Below are 18,324 nucleotides of genomic sequence, written 5' to 3'. Positions count from 1 at the left end.
ATTTAAACTTTTTTATGAAGGCTACCAAGCGAAAGCGCGGTAGAAAAATCTGTGTCTATTTTCTTGACATAGTATCAATAGTCCGTTTTTATATAGTCTTCGTGTATATATTCAATTAAGTACCCTAGGATGTAACTAGTTAGTGAATCTTGCCGTAAACCATATTCTTCTTCAACATATCGAACAAAGTCTTTTAAAAGAATTGGTGAGTATTCCTGGAATAACCCAATAAAAAACTCTTTCTTTTCTATATTCCCTATCGTAAATTCAGGCATTCTTGTATAGTTGACATTTTCCACATCAACGAGTCGTCGGTACAAATTATGTAACTCATATTCAGTACGAATGTCTATTTCCATCATTAACTCTGGATTCTCTCTGAAAATTTTCTTCATACTATAAACACCTGGACTAAGGCCTAACTGCTCTGTTAAGCTCTGAATGATATCATTGGATATTGCTTCAAAATCATAGTAACGATACGTATTCCCCTTTCCTCTTACCGTGTTCTGGCAACGATCGCTTATTCCACGTAGTGAGGATTCTTCTGATATATACGATTTTGGGAGGTTATTCTTAATGATATACTCATTAAACTTTACTACCATTTCTGTATCCGTAACAGGATCTAAAGCATATCTTGAAACAACTTCTTCAAAGATGCTCATTTTCGATATTTCCTTAATCTCACCTTGTTTATTTATAAATTGATTATAATAACGAAGAATAAATCTACGTTGTTGATCGGTAAATTTCGAACTAAAAATATCGGATAAAAGTGTCAAGTTACCTTTAGTATACTTTGCATTTAGATAGTTATATACTTCAACTGGTTCTTCATACAATCTACAGAACAATTCCTGAGAAAAATCATACCTCTCAAAGTCAGTTCGATAACGTAAATCCTCTTCAAAAATAGGCATTCTTTTAATAACTCTTGTTTCAATATTACGTATTCCTTGTCTTGAATATTGATATGCATTTGCTAACTGGAAGAGTGTTTGACCTTGTAAACGCTTGATAAAAATTTCCTTATCCTTAAATTCTTTACTAAGATAGTCAAGTAATTTTGGATAACATCTTTTGACTCCATCTGTGTCCAAATTAACATAATTTACTTCAGAAAGTTGATGAAGCATAGATTGTATTATCTTCTTATCTAGTGTTTGTATCGTTTTTTCGTTTAAGATTTCTTCCATTTTTTCAATAGTAATTGATTCATCTAGGTGTAGATTTTCTAGAATTTCTAGAATTAACTCCCTTACTATTCGCAATGGGATTCTAACTTTATTAGTCTCGACAGCTTCAAATGCAGACATTATTTTTTTATAAACGCTAGTACGGTTACCGCCAACCATTTCATTGTACTTCTCTAAAGAAAGCTCATTTAAGTCTTGGTACGTTATATTAAGGTCTATTAAGTTTTTTATAATTTGACCCGATAATCCCTCGTGAGCAAGATGATAAAGATTATCTTTCTGTTCTTCATCTTTAATAGAGGGAATAATTTCTAAAATGTTTTGATAAAGAGACGGTTTATGAGTTGCTATAGTAATAGTTTTATCTGTTCGTTGTTTAAAGTCCTCTATGGTCAAACCAGTCTCCACTAATTTTTTAACCTGATTAATTGATATTCCGTATAGGCACAGAGCATAAAGGCTGTACATAGGGGATTCTCCTCCCTCGTCTACCTATTTATATATTTCTTTATAGTAAATCTCCTGATCCTCGTACAATTTTAGGAGATCCTCAGAATAAAAATAAGTTGTATTTTTCATTAATTTTATTGCATGATCATAATCAAGATCCAACTGACACAACGACTGCGATCTTTCAATAAGTTTTTCTACAGTTATGGATTGATTATCTTGTAATAAATACGCCATTAGATCATTCACAGTTACGTCTAATTTAGATTTAATAAACACTACTTGTTTAGCAATTTTTAAATACTTTAGACGTCCAGGGCGCATAAGTATACTCTGGTAAAATATCTCTTCAAATCCATAGTCCATTAATTCATGGTAAAAACCATTATCCTCTATATAACGGAGAGTGAAGAACTTGCCATCTTCAACAAACCTCTCCACTGAATCCTTATAACTCATTAAGTTCTCTTTAGTAACTCCGCCATTACGAAGACTAGCATTTGTTATATAAAGGTTCTCTTCAATTTTTAGTAATCTAAAATCGTTTTCGAAATTTTCAATTTTCCGCATAACATAAGGTGATTGAAAAAAAGGATTTTTGGGTATTTGAAAATAATGACTGTTAAAAACAATTTTATCGATATATTGATCGATACTTTCTATTTCTTCTGAGATTACAAATCGATTATTTAATTTAAAACCGATTTTTGAAACGAACTCATGAGTAACATCCATCTCTGTAAAGTCTGATTTCACCTGTTTGACTTTAATAATGAACTCTTCTACAGGATATACTTGCTCTTCTAATTTGGCTTTTAATCTCTTACTAACTTCCCTAGAGAACTTTAAGTGACTCTTTACTTGCTTTGACTTTTTCAGATTAACCTCAGGTAAATCTTGTAAAATCTCTCCAATGTAGCTAGCATTTAACCAATATGCCTGCTTCGTAATCATCTGTCCATCTGGTAATTCTACTTTATCGTTGCTATCGCTTGCTTTTGGACGAATATGCGCGACAGCAGTATCAGCGAGTCCAGGTAAATTATTTTGCCTATATATTTTGTTTCCCACAATCTTCTCTTTAAATTTAACACCATTCATAACAATTTCCCTTGTAGTTTCCCAAAGTCTTTTGACATCGACCTCTAGCGTTTCTTGCGGCATCTGCCAAATCTTCGTACCCTTAAAAACTAAAATCTGTCCATCTGCTCTCTCCTTATATTGAAAAACAAAGAATAAAAAGATAGTATCAGCAAATTTTTTTCTTAACTTACTAAATTGCCAAGACTCTTCAACAATTTCCATAAATCTCACTTGTTCAAACGACATCGACTCTCTAGCATTACCATTGGACTTTAATCGAACTGTTTTTATAGATAATTGCTTAGGGAGGATTTCATCCGCCAATTGCTTTTTATTTACATTTTTGTAATCTAGCATCCTGTTCACGATTGTAACAATAGATGCTTTATTAGTAACTAACTCAGGATTTAAACTTATACTATATGAAATCTCATCAAACGATAGCCCGATAAATTCTTGGAACTGATTTGATATCAAAGTTTCAAGTTTACTTACATCTAATGTCAAACTAATCACCTATTAATCATAATTTTTAAAATTCCTTATAATATTTTAACATAATTTTACTACTATCCCCATTTTTTATTTAGGAAATTTTACCTATTGCTTTGATACGAAGTAATCGACATTGAAAATAAAAAAGCCCTTAACTTTGACAGTTAAGGACCTCAAAACATATTTTATACTAATTTAAAACAAACTCAATTGCTGTGGTTCCTCTAGAACAGCTTTCGAAACTTCTTCTTCAATCTCGAGGATTCTCATACCCATACGCTCAATTAATCCAACGACGAGTGCATTACCCATACAAAAATATCTCATCCGTTCAGACATTCCTAGAGTCCAGTTGTCGGGGAATCCATTAAGTCTTTCACACTCAACTGGTGTAAGAACTCTAATTCTTTTTGTTTCAGGGTCCTCTATAACATGGCTACTTCGGTTGGTAGTAGCTTCACTTGTTAACATTGTCCTGCCTGGCTTGTCCAACGGCTCTGGGAAGGACATGCCGCCTTCAGAAAAAATGTACTTATGTCCACTTGCCGAAGTTCGTTCAATCCTTTTAGGACCTTTTAAATAGCGGAACTTCTCAATTGCATCCTCAGATAAGTAATATTTTTCATCAACATTTGATTCAATAATTTCCTGAAGAGTTATTGGTGTTTCTTCCATTGGAGTTAACTCCTCGGTATAAACAACCCCGTTCCTCATAATACCGGCATTGAGATATTTTGCAGAAAAATGATTAGAAATAAATAGTAAATCAGTAGATAACTCAAATTCACTAGGCTTATGCTTTGATATATCGTCAGTGACCGGAAAGGCCTTTGCAAAAAAGCCTTCTTTTCGCACCAACTCATTATTAGCATGTTTTTTTCGTGCATGTACAAATGGACTATCATTTCGAATGGCAAAGATAAATACCCGCCGCCGTCTCTGAGCAAACCCATATTCAGCAGCATTAATAACACGCCATTCTACTGAGTATCCAATCTCATTGAGGCTCTCTAGCATTACAGAAAAGTCTCTTCCCCGCTGTTTGGATGGAGATTTTAACAAGCGGTCAACGTTTTCAAGCAACAGGTATTTCGGTCTAAGCTTCGTAGCTAACCTCATAATCTCCCAAAAAAGAACTCCTTTTTTTCCTTGTATCCCCTTTTCTCCTGAAAGGCTTCGGGCAACGGAATAGTCCTGACAAGGAAAACCTCCAACAATAATGTCTGGGTCTAGATCTAATAATTGTGCGATATTAACTGTCGTAATATCTTGATTTGAATGGATTCCTTTTCCCTCAAAATTTCTTGCATAGCAATCAAAGGCATCTTGGGCTTTTTTTGATGGTTCCCATTGGTTACCCCAAACCGTCTCAAATCCTTTTGTTGCTTCGAGGCCAAGTCTAAATCCACCAACACCTGCGAATAACTCAATTACTTTCAACATAAACGTACATCCTTTCGGTATGGAATATACTTAAGTAATAGTATATTGAAAAAGTTTGATAGGATCAAGAAAAATCTTAAGTTGCTATCAAAATTACTAGTATATCAACATACCAATAGAAATAGATTTAATAATCTTATCACAAATCCTAAATAATTTCAGTCTCAAAATATATGGTAAACAATTGATTTTATCAATATAGCTATTGTTATTAGCAAGGCATTTTATTACTTATAAGTATACATCAATAGAAACATTTGTTCTACATTTTTATTTGTATACCATCTGATATATTTATTCAGAATCGAACATATCAGCTATCTGATTATAAATATATATTTTGTTTAACCACCATGCTTGTCTAGTCATGTAGTAATCAGAATACAAATCTATTTTATCATCTGGACTATTAATCCAGTTGATTTTTGAAGGTAATTTGTCAGAGTATGGGCTATTTTCATGATATGCTGTTTGGCTTGCCGACAATTTACTGAACAACTTATTATTTAAAGAAGATTTGATAAAGTTCGTTGTCCTTTTGGTTGGAGTCCAGGTAATCTCAACTCCCGTTTTTATCTTATGAATTGTATCTTCCCAAACCATACGAGCTGAAGTTTCAATATCTTCCTCAGGCATTTCCCAAAATTTCGCACCTTTAAGCCAGTAATCGTCTCCATCTTTTTCGAAAACAACAATTAAAAATTTAGTATCTTGAAGAAACTCTCTTAGTTCCGATTTTTCCCATGTTTCTTCGATAACTTCTGCAAATTTGTATTCTCGAATTTTAAATTCTTCTTTTAGATCCTTCTTCCCTTTATTAACAACCACGGTCTTAGGTTTAATGTCAGCCTTCGTAATCTCTTGACCGAAATCATCTTCTTTTCCACCTTTAATACCAATCATATGCTTTAAAATTTCTGGGTTAGTTGATTTCGTATTATCTTTAACATTAAATTCCCTTGCTAAATCAGCACGTTTTTTTCCGATAAAAGGTCTTATTTTATCGAGGATAATATCCAATAACGATTTAGTTTCCAATTCTAATGGATTAGTAACAATAGCGGGAGATGCATCCTCACCTAATACATAAGTCCTGTATAAATAGGTCATATACCCGCCTTTTAACGAATATGCCCTTTGCTTTGCAGGAGTTTTGGAACAAGGTTGGTCACGGTAAGATTCTTCAGCCTTCTTCCCTTTCGTACACGGAGAAAGATACGTAGTGAGACGCTCAGACAATTCATGCGCTCGTCCTTTTTTAATATAATCAACGATGATATGCCAATCCTGTTTGATAATGGCGAAGTCCACAGGATTTTTCATCATTTCATACAAAACAACATCTGTAATAACGAAGTCATCCTTCTTTGTATCAGGTTTCCACCTATAAAAAGCAAGCTCCATTGTGCTGTTTTTGTGCAGGAAGTGACTTGTTTCAAATGGTTCTTTTACTACCTCTTTATAGTTGATAATGTTTAAAACTAATCTCTCTTTAGCGCTTAGTGTACCATTTTTATTCTCTTTGATTGGAGTGGCTTTTAGTTCAACACCAGCTTCTCGCATATCTGGTTCGCTATCGCTATCCTTTACTTTACCAAACCAAGTCTCCCACGCATCACCAGCACCGGATTTGTGCGCCCCAGTAAGTGGTTGGTTATTATTAATTTCTCTTAGGGTCTTTCCAATAGCTTCTAGCCCACGATTATGGACTTCAGCTTTCGTTTTGTATAGTTCATTTGTCACTTTTTCATCCCCTATTGTATAAATGATACTATTTAATATAGTTTACAGAAGTCAATTTTATTTATACGAATGCTATATTTTTCTTTTAGATCATTCTGGTTTTTGTGTTTTAAACTGTTTATTGCAAAATAAAAGTGCAGAGCTTTGCAACGAAAAAATGCAGAGTCCGGCACTAAATTTAATAAGTGCATAAAAAAAAGACTTGCCAGTAACCCCAAGTCCCACTACATTAATTGTGTCGAGCAATTTTGGAGTGGAGGTAGAAAGGATGCTAGCAATGTCTGATATTAATTGTATCAAACACTTACGAAAAACTGAAAAGTTAATATAAAAGACACTCTCCATACTGTGGATAGTTAAAATAATATCAATACTCGCCAATCATTTTGTGAAATGAGTCCTTTTAAAGTTCTTGCTTGGATATTAAGTTACACCCTGTTATCTCTTGTCTGAACTGGACTCAATCAATCTATGTAAATTTTCTCTTCCGTCTCTTTCTTAACCAATCGTAAGTATATGCGGCAATTATTGAAGCAACTATCCCAGCAATAAAGGAAACAATATAATTTATAATAGTTGCTTTCTTACTTGTTTTATTAATAGAGCTGCTTATTAATTCCATTTGTTCATCAGTCAGACTTTTTAATTTCATAGCTTCAACATATTCTTTTTTCTATTTTTTCCTTATTTTCTTTTGTATTCATCATATCGCTTCTTAATTCACTTAAATAGGATTCTAAGTTATCTATACTAATAAGTGCATTTTCCACACTGGAAATTTTTTCATCGAGATTAGTATAGCTTTTTTCATTTTGCTTATCACCAAATAGAGACAAATAATTTATATATAAAATATATACAGATGCAGCAAAAAGAAGTGTAGCGAAAAAGGTTAAGATTTTTCTAACCTTTCTTTTCTTAACAAAAGGATTAAAATATAAATCTATTAATCGTTGATTGCCTAAAATAATATTGCTTATTTTTTCTCCATCAATAAGTAATATTTCCTTGCCTACGGTTGTTTGAATAGTTTTATTTGAGGTACTAAATTTACCAGATATAATCACATTTATCTTATCAAAAGAGGTGTTGGCATTAAGGATTTGCATAAGATTCCGTTCACTTAAAGAATCTACATGTTTACAAACTACTACGAATTTTTTTTCCAAACCTTTTGTATCAATATAAGTTCCAGTAAAATCATATTTAGTTGTACCAATTCTATAATCTCTTAATATGGTTTTGAATTCATTCATATATGTAAGAACATCAAAACACAGATTCTCAAACTCTTTTGGTTCCATTTCATAAAAAGGAATTTTCGATTTCATTCTTTTCTCCTTAATTTACCTTTATTTTAGAAAAATGGATTTATATCCATATAAATATTTTTTACATGAGCTATCCTCGTTTTAGCCTATAACAATATAGATTTCCACGTATTCTGTATCGTTCTAAGGTATCCATAATTAATCTTATTTTGCAATCATTTGCGCTCACTGTACGCCAAATTTATTAATTCAATAACACTATCCAGAGAAACTATTTCTCTAAATGGTTTTGGTGCCTGACGCACAATGCGTTAATACTAGGGGGATTGGCCCCATACTTTAGTTACTCCCTATTTGGGGTCTGCATCTAATTCTAAACTCTTTTATAGGGATATACTCACCTTTTTATATTATATTATTCTAGAAAATATAGTAATTCCCTCACTTAGATTTATAGTATAATATTACCATAATCTCCTAGGAGAAAGGTGAGTAAACATTGTCTAAAACAAAATCTCTAACACACGATGCAATAATGAAGGCTTTAGATTGGTCTTATGATAAAGCAATTAATGGTGGTGTACCTGGAATGGATACCGCAATCGAATTAGCTGATAGCTATTTAAAAAAGAGTGGAACCTTGGATGAAAAAGTTAAAAGTTTAATACTGTGGCAAAACACCAAAAGTGCTACTAGTGGATTTTTGACAGGTTTAGGGGGGCTTATTACATTACCTGTAGCTGTACCCGCTAATATAACTAGTGTTATTTTAGTTCAAATGAGAATGGTTGCAGCTATTGCACATATGGGTGGTTATGATCTAAAAGATGATCAGGTTAAATCTTTTGTTTATGCCTGTTTAGCTGGAAATGGAGCTAAAGAGATTCTTAAAAATGCAGGCGTTCAGATAGGAAAAAAACTTGCAGTAGCTGGTATTAAAAAAGTACCGTTCGAAGTAATAAAAAAAATCAACAAAGCTGTAGGCTTTCGTTTACTAACAAAGTTTGGAGAAAAAGGCGTGATAAATTTAGGTAAGATGGTGCCTTTAGCGGGAGGAATTATTGGTGGGACCGTCGATGCAGTTGCTACAAATACTATAGGGAATGTTGCTTACAAGCTGTTTATTCAAGAGCAATACTCTAAAAGAAAGGATGAACCTGAAATTATTGATATGATATAGGATAAGAGGATGTATTAGATATGGAATAGTCTAGAACAAAAATTGGTGTAAGCTGAGGGTGACATCTATAGTAAAGTTCCGTCACAGTGACGCTCCCAAGATTGTCGAATTACAATTATTTTATCACTCAATAAAAAGAGCCAGCCCTCCACATGGTAAGTAATTACCACACTGGTGTCTGGCTCCTATACTTTTTAATAAAACACTTTATCAACGTTATATTTGGATCGGAGTTTATTAATGATATATGTTTCGTAAATTTCTCGTTCCATTGGGTCTTCTACGATGCAAATATCGATTTTATGGACTTCGTCTCTGTGCGTTTTAATAGGTGAAACCGCGTCTTCAAAATGTTTTTTAATTCGTTGACGTAGTTTGCGCGCTTTCCCGACAAAGAGAAGCTCATCTTCTTTATTAAATAATAAGAAAATGCCACCTTTGTCTCTTGGTATAAGATGGAAATCAATAAATCCGTGAATATCCTTGATTATTGGTTCATTTTCTTTCGGAATTTGTTTCCGTTCTGTAATCGTAATATCTCGAGTCGGTATACTAATTTTTATCATGTTCAATCACGTCCCTTTTTCGTATAAAGATAAATGGTATCATATGTATGAAAGAAATACGATTTAACAGTTAATTCGCTTCGCTGCTTCCTTCTTCCGTTCTCTCTACTAGTGTAAATAAAAATCGATAAATTAATCGATATGCTTCCTCTAATGACATCCCCTCTTTGAACCCATTCACGTAATTCAAAGGGAAATTTAAGTCCCATAAGCCATCAGCTTGATTAAACATCAATTCAAATTTTGCTTCATCTCCACTTAACTCTTTTCTTAGATTTTCTTTAAGAGATGTCTCGAACTTCTTCTGCAATTTTAACCCTACCATGACGTCATATGTACCAAATACATCATTCACCTCAAACGCAATTGCATCAACGCCGATTAGTTCTAACCATTGTGATTCAAAGTATAGAAATTCATTCTTGTGTTTTTGAAGGTAGTCAATCGGTTGTTCTAAAAATGAGAATGATTCTTTAGAGAGTGTTTCTTCTGTTTCTTTATCACATCTTTCAATGTAAGCTTCACGGAATCGTGTAGTTGGATCCTTTTCGATTAATGTAACGTCATTTGAAATCAATTCATATTTTTCTATGTACTCTTTTTCCTCTTGATATACTGCAACCTGTTTCTCTTCACTCATCAACTCTGATGATATAAATTTTTTCATTTGTTTTTGTAACATAGGTGTATCCTCCTGAAATTTGTGCCTTACCGTCTTAGGGGTAAGGCATCCATTTTGTCTTTATCGAGAACGTTTTCTACCTCTCGTTGAATGGCTTGAATTACTTTTTGATCGCCTATCATTCGGTTTTCTATTTGAAGAAAACGGTGCAGCCTTCTTTCCGTCTCTTCTACTACCTTCAGAGCGTTTATTTTCGTATTTTTGCTCACTTGCTCTCTCATAATCCTCACGATCGGGGATACTTACTCCCTTAATCACTTGTATTTCAAACTTTTGATGAATCCCTTTTTCAATCATTCGTAGGAACTCCATATCTTTAGGAGCCACTAAAGTAAAGGCAACCCCGTCTCCACCAGCACGGCCAGTTCGTCCAATCCGGTGAACATAGCTTTCAACATCTTGTGGGATGTCATAGTTATAGACATGTGTTACCCCTTCAACATCCAGTCCCCTTGCAGCAACATCTGTGGCAACTAAGAATTGTGTTTTCGCCTCGCGAAATCGTTTCATCGCTTTTTCACGTTTGGACTGTGTTAAATCACCATGCAGCTCGTCTGATTCATACCCGTTAGCAATTAATGCTTCGTGCAGCTTTTTAGCTCGAACCTTTGTACGACAGAATATGATCGCTAAAAATGGACGATGTTCTTCGATTAAATGTAATAGAGTTGATTGTTTTCTACGGTCAGTGGTTTCGATTACGACTTGTTTAATCTCTTCAACCGTTACTTTCTTTGCTTTTACTTCGATGAACTCTGGCTCGTCCATATATTTTTTAGCAAGTGATCGGATTTCGTTAGGCATTGTTGCAGAGAATAGCATGGTTTGTCTAGAAGGAAATGTTTCACGGATAATGTCATCTACTTCTGGAAGAAAACCCATATGTAACATTTGGTCGGCTTCATCTAACACCAGCATCTTGATCGTTGATAGATCAATCGTTCCACGGCGAATATGATCTAATAACCGACCAGGCGTTGCCACGACTATGTGTTGAGCCCCTTTTAACTTTTTTAATTGGTGCTCAACATCCTGACCACCGTATACGGCTAATACATTGACACCCTCTATGTTCTCGATCATTTTCTTAACTTCTTTTGAAATTTGCTGAGCTAGTTCTCTTGTTGGGGTTAAAATAAGTGCTTGCACATCAGGCTCGTTCACATCAATCTTCTCAAGAATCGGCAGAACAAAAGCCAACGTCTTTCCAGTACCTGTTTGTGCTTTTGCAATCACATCCTTCCCCTCAAGTACGGATGGAATCGTCCGTTCTTGAATCGGTGTTGGTTCCACGATTCCTAATGACTTCAATGTATGGTTAATCTCTTTTCGAATTCCAAGTTGTAAAAAATCTAGCAAATCTATCACGTCTCTCTCTTCTTATCATAATGCCTTTTGTTTGTCGTAGGCTTATTTACTATAGCATATTGGTTAGTATTTACAGAGTGTTTTGGAATATGTCACAGTGACGCCCCGAAAATGTTCGAATAAAAAAACTCCTGACCCCCAGCACAATAAAGCATTCCTGCACTGAGTGCCGGTCACTAAAAGATCTTTCTTTGGAATTGAAAAAGAAGTAGCCCCATTATAGAGGGCTACTTCACGAATTTCGACTATTTTAATTTATAATCATATTTCTCTACTATCCATTTAGGTATTTCCATTCGTGCTGTCATTAATGGATCGACAACCTGACAAATTCGTAAATCACCGACAAGTGATAAAAGCATCCCGGCCTCGTCTATATCAATTCCTAGTTCGTTCACTAAAAATCGATGCATATTTACAGTTGCTGTTTTTGCAGCTTCATCTAATGTTTTTTCAGATGCAATCGTCATAATACTTTCTTCACTATCAAGCATTGGAAGTGGTAGTTCTTCCCCTTTTAAAACATCTACACGTACCGTTACTTCGCCTGGAATTTCAAGCCCACATATTACGATTTCTCCATCAGCCATCACTGCATGTAAATCGCCCATTGATAAGAGGCCACCCGATACATTTATTGGTAGGTATAATGTCGAGCCCTTCACGATTTTTTTGCAATCCATGTTTCCACCATGTGATCCAGGTGTACCTGTCGGAATATCCTCGTCTTTAGGTGCTGTTCCTATAACACCAATCATTGGTTTAATCGGGATTTGTATTTTCTCATTGAAGATTGCTTTATCATCTTTTATTGAGATAATCTTTGTCGTTTCGCCAGTCACTATATCCCCTAGAACTCCAAGATTGGGGGCTGTTGTCATAACACCTTTATTGTCAATTTTTATATCAATAATTTTTACCTTTAAAGTATCACCGGGCTCAGCCCCATTAATATACAAAGGTCCTGTTGCCGGATTTATTTTATCCCATCCTACTGAACTAAATGGTTGATCTTCATTTTGAATTTGATTACTAAAGCAATCTAACGTCTGAAAAACGACAGTACTACCGGACTCTACTATTTTAACAGGTTTGTTTGTGGGAGACATGGTTAAAACTGATAGTTCCCTGCTGATATATTCCATCGTTCACCTCTTCTTTACCTTTGTACAAAAGCCTTTACTTCTGATGTTTCAGATTGGGAAGTCGATATCCCGTTCTCAACTATTTACGAATTAAGTATCGACGTCCTTCTTACCTCCTATAAAATGGTCACCCCGCTGTCAGTGTATAATTCACCTTACCATCAGGACTGATATCAATTAGTGCACCTCTTAACATTCCTTGGTCATAGTCAGTGCCAGCGTTGATACAGACTGTTCTTCCTATGTTGGTGACACCACGACTTTCGTGAACATTTCCATGTAAGGAGAGTAATGGCTGGTAGTTTTCGATCGCTTTCCGTACAGCCTTGCTTCCAACAGGTCCAGTTGCAAGTGAATCACCATCTAGAATAGGTTTTAAATCTGAATCATACTGAGTTCCTTGATCCAAGTCAGTGTCATATGGTGGGATATGAATATTAAATATACATTTACTCATATCCTTGACCTGTGAGGCTAATTGATTAATTTTCGTATCTAGTTCCTCTTCACTAAACTCACGTGGATACTTGAATACGCTCGGCTTACCACCACCGACTGATAGAATTTCATAGCCATTTATCTCAATTATTTTCCCATCTCCATTTTGGACATGCCTTCCTGAGTTAAGAATTTCGTCAAGGTAGAAATCATCAACACTCCCTGGTATCATGACACATGGCACATCAATGGCACTGAACCGTTCGTCAGCAAGTGTAATCCACTCTTTTAACACTTCCACTTGTTTTTCTTGAATAATTCGCTCAGCATCTTTTTCATTTAGTTGATTTAATTTTTCTTCAGTAATAATTAGTGGGTAAAAACCAGCATCGCGTAGGTTTCTTTCTAAATCTGGTAGTTCACTAGACTTTTTCACCTTTACCGTTGAACCATAATATTTACATGTATAGACTCCCCGTTTTTCAACAACGGGAACAACCATCTTTCCTGTAAAGTCACCGCCATATATCATTAATTCTGCATGATAAAATGTAGCAGCATTCGTAAATTTCCTAAATGCTGTCTCTGCACCATGCAAGTCGCCTGCGTAGAATAGTTTCAAAGCCCTCACCCCATATCACTTTATTAGCATTTTTAAATAGGAATCAATCAGAAGGTATCTCTTGGAATTGTATATCGATATCAATCCCTTTTTTGGCATGTGAACGCTTCATGATGAAATAGATGATAATTGGAATTAACATTAATAACAACGAAACAATAATCATCGTAAATGGTAAGTCACCCCTAAAGAATGGGATTAATAGGTAATAACAAATCGAAACACTAATCGCAGTTGTTAACCAACCAAGAATCGTAATGAGATGAACACCAAAGATTTTTGTTTTTACAACAGGTGGTGATGAGTTAAATAATACTTTCTTTCTCGTTGTAAAGACAATTCCAGCGATTCCTAAGAAAATCCATGCTAAGAACCATGTAAATATGGTATAGGCAATATTTGCAGTCCAAGATGGAACAAAAATATCAAGCATTAAAAACACCCAAGCACCCGCAATTACTGTTCGTAACGCGTAAGTAGGAGAATTCGTGTTTGGATTAAGTTCCATGAATTTTTTTGGAATTAAACGGTCAAATGACCATGCAACAAAGTTTCGAGAAGGACCAAAACCTAAACCTGCTGCTGATCCAAATGTTGCGACGGCAAAGGCTACTGCAATTAAGAAAATGAAAATCGGACTCTTTGTCATGATTCCAATCATGATTGTAATAAACGGATCGTATCCTTCAAACGGATAGGCCTCATGACCAGCGTTGTATAGGTAATATAAGCTGTTCGACCAAATGTCTCCAAAGTTCACATAGCTCATCCCGTAGAAAATAGCCCAGATGACCATTAAGATAGCTAATGAACCAAATAATGCTAATAATTGAGACTTTTGGACATTTCGAACTTCCCCGGCAAGATTTGCACCAAAGGTTGAACCAAGGGTATTAAGAATGACATACGTAGAACCAGCCATTACGGTTGCTCCGAATAAGAACTCTGTTGTATAACCATCTTGTTTGGCAATCGTTATAACATCTGAGTAATTTAACCCAGTAAGTTGTGTAAAATTAGCAGCAAATGTTCCTTGCCCAGTAATCAAGTTGGCAACCACAAATACAACTGCTCCTACTAAAGTTGCACTTAATGTAATATAAGCTAAGCGAACCATCCACTTTGTTCCCTTATAGTAGATAAAATAGATAAATAACAATAAAGCTGTACCAATAATTGCATGCATGTACTTACTGTCAAAAAACTCTGCCAAACCTAACCATGTGGCATTATTTCCATTAATGAGGGCCATCGAGTAGAAAAATTCGACAATGGACCATTTTATAATCCAGTTTAATAGAATTCCTGTCCACGAGATTGAGGTAAAAGTGATCATAAAGCTAGCCATAAGACCTAAGGAAGGATGTAATATTCGGCTAATGTAAATGTATTCTCCACCGGACCTTGGCATAGAGACCGAAAACAACCAATACAAACCTGCAATGATAAACATTTGTGAAACTGCTAAGATCGCCCAAACCATATGTGCTCCTGGATATAAAAATGGAGCCCACATAATATAAACAAGGGCAAACATCAAACCAGGATTTGCGGCTGAATAAATCATTGTATCAATTGGACTTATCTGACGGGCAGTTCCTCCAGTTGACTTCTGTTCAAACAATGCGAGACCAGCTTTTGACATTTCCTCACCCTACTTTCTTCATATCTTCACTCACAAACCAACCCAACCTGTTTATCTATCTATAACCTCGCCTCCCTAGATATATAGTAAATTTTCAATTGTTTTTGTAAGGGCTTACATTTGTTTAAATCGTCGTATTTTCTAGGTAGTTTTTAGCTAAAGGATCCGTTTCAATCGTAAATCGATCTCCGAGTTCTCTCGTCAAGTCATTATCGCGACTTCCTACCCAAGCAATTAATTGCAATCTACGCATCATAATAAAGGTTGGTATTTCTTGCTCCTCTTCCACGGACAGAGAACGAACCTTACGATATCCCTTTATCCAAGAAGCTACTAAAGAAGGCACATAGGACTTATGTTCGATAAAGCTTAAGGAGGTAGCCAAATCATATAAATACCATCCAAAACCACAATCATCAAAATCAATTACCTTAATTTCTTCACCTTCAACAAGTAGATTAGCTAGTCGCAAGTCTGAATGAATTAAACCATATCTACTGTGGTCCTTCCCAAATCGTTCTAATCTCTCTTTAATCTTGAGAGACACTTTCTCATATAATTCGAGCCTCTCCGGAGTAATGGCTTTCCCATTTTTCCATCTTCCCCATTTAGGCTCTGGCCCTAAAATGGTGTCGTAATCCCATGTTAATCTAGTTATATCTCGTAAGTTTTGATGATGGTTTTGACTATGTTCATGCAATTGTGCCGTAATTTTACCAAGGATTTCAAATTGGCTAATCAGCTTGCTTTCGTTATCTTCCTCTGGAGCACTGCCTTCTAGGAAAGTGAAAAGGGTACAGTTGAAAACCTCATTTTCGTGTTTGACGGTTTGAACATACTCCTGATTATCCCCGGGAATTGGAAGAGATACTGTAATATCTGTGTGTTGTTCAATAGACTTTAATAATTTGAGTTCACTTTCAACCTCAGACTTTGTATGATATCCGGGTCGTCCCACCCGTAGAATATACTTTTCTTTGTTTTCTGCTGGATTATGAACTAAGTAAGTCGCGTTTTCCGAGTAATTTAATAAATCAACTTTACTTCCAGCAAGAAACGAGAAATGCTGTATCGCCTTGTTTGCAATTTGATTAAATTTTTCTATGGGATCCTTTAAGGGCTCCGCTGAAGACTGGTTCATTTATGATTCTCCTTTCCTTCTAGACTGTCATTCCCTTTAACTATATTACTAGAAGTTTGTTAGATGTCTTCTGCAATTAACAGTTCCACTTCCTTCTTAGCAAGAAGGGTCTTCCACTCTTGTGGACATTCTTTGTCTGTAATAATCATCGATATCTCTGATAAGGTACACATTTGAGCAAAAGTTGTTTGCCCGAATTTGGTATGATCACCCAGAATGATTACCTCGTCCGAACGCTCTATCATTTTTCGAGATACACTCGAGCCACTGATATCATAGTCAGTTATTCCGTTTGTTAGAGATATTCCCCCTGCAGAAATGAATGCCTTGTTAGCCTTCAGCATTTCTAGCATCCGTTCAGATAACGGTCCACTCGTATATTTTTGGCTTCGTCTAAATTCTCCACCAGTAAAAATCACACGTCCCTTAAAATATTCAATGGCAAGTAGCATGACTGGAATAGAATGTGTAATTAACGTGACATTCGTTTTATGGGCTAAATGAGGCACAATTTCCAAAGGAGTCGTGCCATTTCCAATCATAATAACGTCACCATCTTCAACTAGATTAGCTGCTGCCTTACAAATAGATTGTTTTTCTTTTTTATGAATAGTCGTTTTCTCATCGAAAGGCAACTCCCTAATTTGCGTCTTCGATTTGATTGCTCCACCATACATTTTCTTCAGAATTCCTTCTTTTTCTAGCCGATCTAAATCACGGCGAATTGTTTCATCAGAAACCTGAAGCTGACTGGCTAACTCTCGAACGTATACCTTTTCTTCCTTATTCAATTCTGCTAAAATTGTGGATTTTCGTTCTTCGAAAGATACTGACATTTATAAATCACCTACTATAACATGACATAAGGTATAAAGTATAATGTTGAATGGATTCTTTTAGTTTTCTGGTAAAATTTGACCACCATCTACGATAATGGTTTGACCTGTGATAAAACCTGCTTCCTTGGTTGCTAAAAATAATGCTGCGTAGCCAATATCTTCAACTTTACCAAGCTTTTTCATTGGAATGGATGCTGCCATTTCTTTTAAATACTCATCCCCCATGCCTTCTAGTCCTTCCGTTAAAATATTTCCTGGCAAGACAGCATTAACGGTGATGTTCTCACTTGCTAATTCCAGTGCTGCTGTTCTCATAAATCCTAGTTGAGCAGCCTTACTTGCCGCATAATGAGACCATCCTGGATATCCAGTAACAGGACCTGTAATAGATGAAGTAATAACAATCCGACCATATTCGGCTTGCTTCAGGTATGGAATGCATGCCTGTACGGCGTGAAAAGTCCCTTTAACGTTCGTATTCATGACAAGATCCCAATCTTCATTAGTCATATCCTCAAGATTTGCAGAAGGAAAAATCCCGGCATTCGAACATAATACATCAATACTTCCAAACTTTTCATAGACGTTTTTCATTACCTCGCCCATTGATTCACGATTTGTTACATCACCACCAACTGCAAATACATTGCCATTATCACCAGCTAATTCAGTGGCGCAAGCTTCTGCTGCTTCAAGATTACGGGCTACAACTACAACATTTGCTCCCTGCTTTGCAAAAGTAGCTGCGATTCCCTTTCCAATCCCCTTACTACCACCAGTAACAATTACCGTTTTTCCCTTTATTGATTGATACACTTTACCTTCTACCCCCTCTTAAACTAGTAAAGAACTGATAACCACACCATCATGAAGGAAAAATGTCTGTACTCTATGGTTGTTGTGTAATGTTGTGGATTTTAAACTTAGTTATTTGTATGCCCCTAAAATACCTAATATTCTCAAAATTGTTCAAGTCATATTGAAAGGCTGCGTTTACATTTTGATTAGAATTGT

At 35.5% G+C, this 18,324-nt stretch carries 15 protein-coding genes; 1 reads left to right on the top strand and 14 read right to left on the bottom strand.

Annotated features, from left to right (window positions below):
* Positions 1 to 74: 74 nt before the first annotated feature.
* The 5 genes from ACR65M_RS18490 to ACR65M_RS18470 form a co-directional block, all read right to left on the bottom strand.
* Complete coding sequence (locus tag ACR65M_RS18490; RefSeq protein WP_440274051.1) at positions 75 to 1,667, bottom strand: hypothetical protein; 1,593 nt, start codon at positions 1,665 to 1,667, stop codon at positions 75 to 77.
* Positions 1,668 to 1,691: 24 nt separating this feature from the next.
* Positions 1,692 to 3,248 (bottom strand): MutH/Sau3AI family endonuclease, encoded by a 1,557-nt coding sequence (locus ACR65M_RS18485; RefSeq protein ID WP_440274050.1) that lies wholly within the window; start codon positions 3,246 to 3,248, stop codon positions 1,692 to 1,694.
* A gap of 174 nt (positions 3,249 to 3,422) precedes the next feature.
* Positions 3,423 to 4,670 (bottom strand): DNA (cytosine-5-)-methyltransferase, encoded by a 1,248-nt coding sequence (gene dcm / locus ACR65M_RS18480; protein ID WP_440274049.1) that lies wholly within the window; start codon positions 4,668 to 4,670, stop codon positions 3,423 to 3,425.
* A gap of 294 nt (positions 4,671 to 4,964) precedes the next feature.
* Positions 4,965 to 6,413, bottom strand: a complete 1,449-nt coding sequence (locus tag ACR65M_RS18475; protein ID WP_121445966.1) for a Sau3AI family type II restriction endonuclease — start codon at positions 6,411 to 6,413, stop codon at positions 4,965 to 4,967.
* 656 nt (positions 6,414 to 7,069) lie between these two features.
* Positions 7,070 to 7,744: a restriction endonuclease gene (locus tag ACR65M_RS18470; protein WP_440274048.1), complete on the bottom strand. Its 675-nt coding sequence runs from the start codon at positions 7,742 to 7,744 to the stop codon at positions 7,070 to 7,072.
* Between the two features lie 439 nt (positions 7,745 to 8,183).
* Between ACR65M_RS18470 and ACR65M_RS18465 the strand changes: the two genes are divergently transcribed.
* Positions 8,184 to 8,864 (top strand): EcsC family protein, encoded by a 681-nt coding sequence (locus ACR65M_RS18465; RefSeq protein WP_440274047.1) that lies wholly within the window; start codon positions 8,184 to 8,186, stop codon positions 8,862 to 8,864.
* Positions 8,865 to 9,058: 194 nt separating this feature from the next.
* Here the strand turns inward: ACR65M_RS18465 and ACR65M_RS18460 are convergent, their stop codons facing one another.
* From ACR65M_RS18460 to fabG, 9 genes are all read right to left on the bottom strand, one after another.
* On the bottom strand, positions 9,059 to 9,430 hold the full coding sequence (locus ACR65M_RS18460; RefSeq protein WP_440274046.1) for a nucleotide excision repair endonuclease: 372 nt from the start codon (positions 9,428 to 9,430) through the stop codon (positions 9,059 to 9,061).
* A gap of 70 nt (positions 9,431 to 9,500) precedes the next feature.
* Complete coding sequence (locus tag ACR65M_RS18455; protein ID WP_440274045.1) at positions 9,501 to 10,112, bottom strand: branched-chain amino acid aminotransferase; 612 nt, start codon at positions 10,110 to 10,112, stop codon at positions 9,501 to 9,503.
* A 60-nt stretch (positions 10,113 to 10,172) separates the two neighbouring features.
* Complete coding sequence (locus ACR65M_RS18450) at positions 10,173 to 11,471, bottom strand: DEAD/DEAH box helicase (RefSeq protein ID WP_440274052.1); 1,299 nt, start codon at positions 11,469 to 11,471, stop codon at positions 10,173 to 10,175.
* 254 nt (positions 11,472 to 11,725) lie between these two features.
* Complete coding sequence (locus tag ACR65M_RS18445) at positions 11,726 to 12,625, bottom strand: acetamidase/formamidase family protein (RefSeq protein WP_440274044.1); 900 nt, start codon at positions 12,623 to 12,625, stop codon at positions 11,726 to 11,728.
* A 127-nt stretch (positions 12,626 to 12,752) separates the two neighbouring features.
* Positions 12,753 to 13,685, bottom strand: coding sequence for a metallophosphoesterase family protein (locus tag ACR65M_RS18440; RefSeq protein ID WP_440274043.1), 933 nt, complete (start codon positions 13,683 to 13,685; stop codon positions 12,753 to 12,755).
* A gap of 43 nt (positions 13,686 to 13,728) precedes the next feature.
* Positions 13,729 to 15,330 carry an APC family permease gene (locus ACR65M_RS18435; protein WP_440274042.1) on the bottom strand — a complete coding sequence of 534 codons (1,602 nt, stop codon included), beginning with the start codon at positions 15,328 to 15,330 and terminating at the stop codon, positions 13,729 to 13,731.
* A gap of 124 nt (positions 15,331 to 15,454) precedes the next feature.
* The gene (locus tag ACR65M_RS18430) at positions 15,455 to 16,471 is read right to left on the bottom strand and encodes a phosphotransferase enzyme family protein (protein ID WP_440274041.1); all 1,017 of its coding nucleotides are present in this window, start codon (positions 16,469 to 16,471) and stop codon (positions 15,455 to 15,457) included.
* A 59-nt stretch (positions 16,472 to 16,530) separates the two neighbouring features.
* Positions 16,531 to 17,307: a DeoR/GlpR family DNA-binding transcription regulator gene (locus ACR65M_RS18425; protein ID WP_440274040.1), complete on the bottom strand. Its 777-nt coding sequence runs from the start codon at positions 17,305 to 17,307 to the stop codon at positions 16,531 to 16,533.
* 60 nt (positions 17,308 to 17,367) lie between these two features.
* The gene (fabG, locus tag ACR65M_RS18420) at positions 17,368 to 18,126 is read right to left on the bottom strand and encodes a 3-oxoacyl-ACP reductase FabG (protein ID WP_440274039.1); all 759 of its coding nucleotides are present in this window, start codon (positions 18,124 to 18,126) and stop codon (positions 17,368 to 17,370) included.
* Between the last annotated feature and the right edge of the window lie 198 nt (positions 18,127 to 18,324).

The organism is Ferdinandcohnia sp. SAFN-114, assembly GCF_059415045.1.
This window is presented reverse-complemented; position numbering and strand designations above follow the sequence as displayed.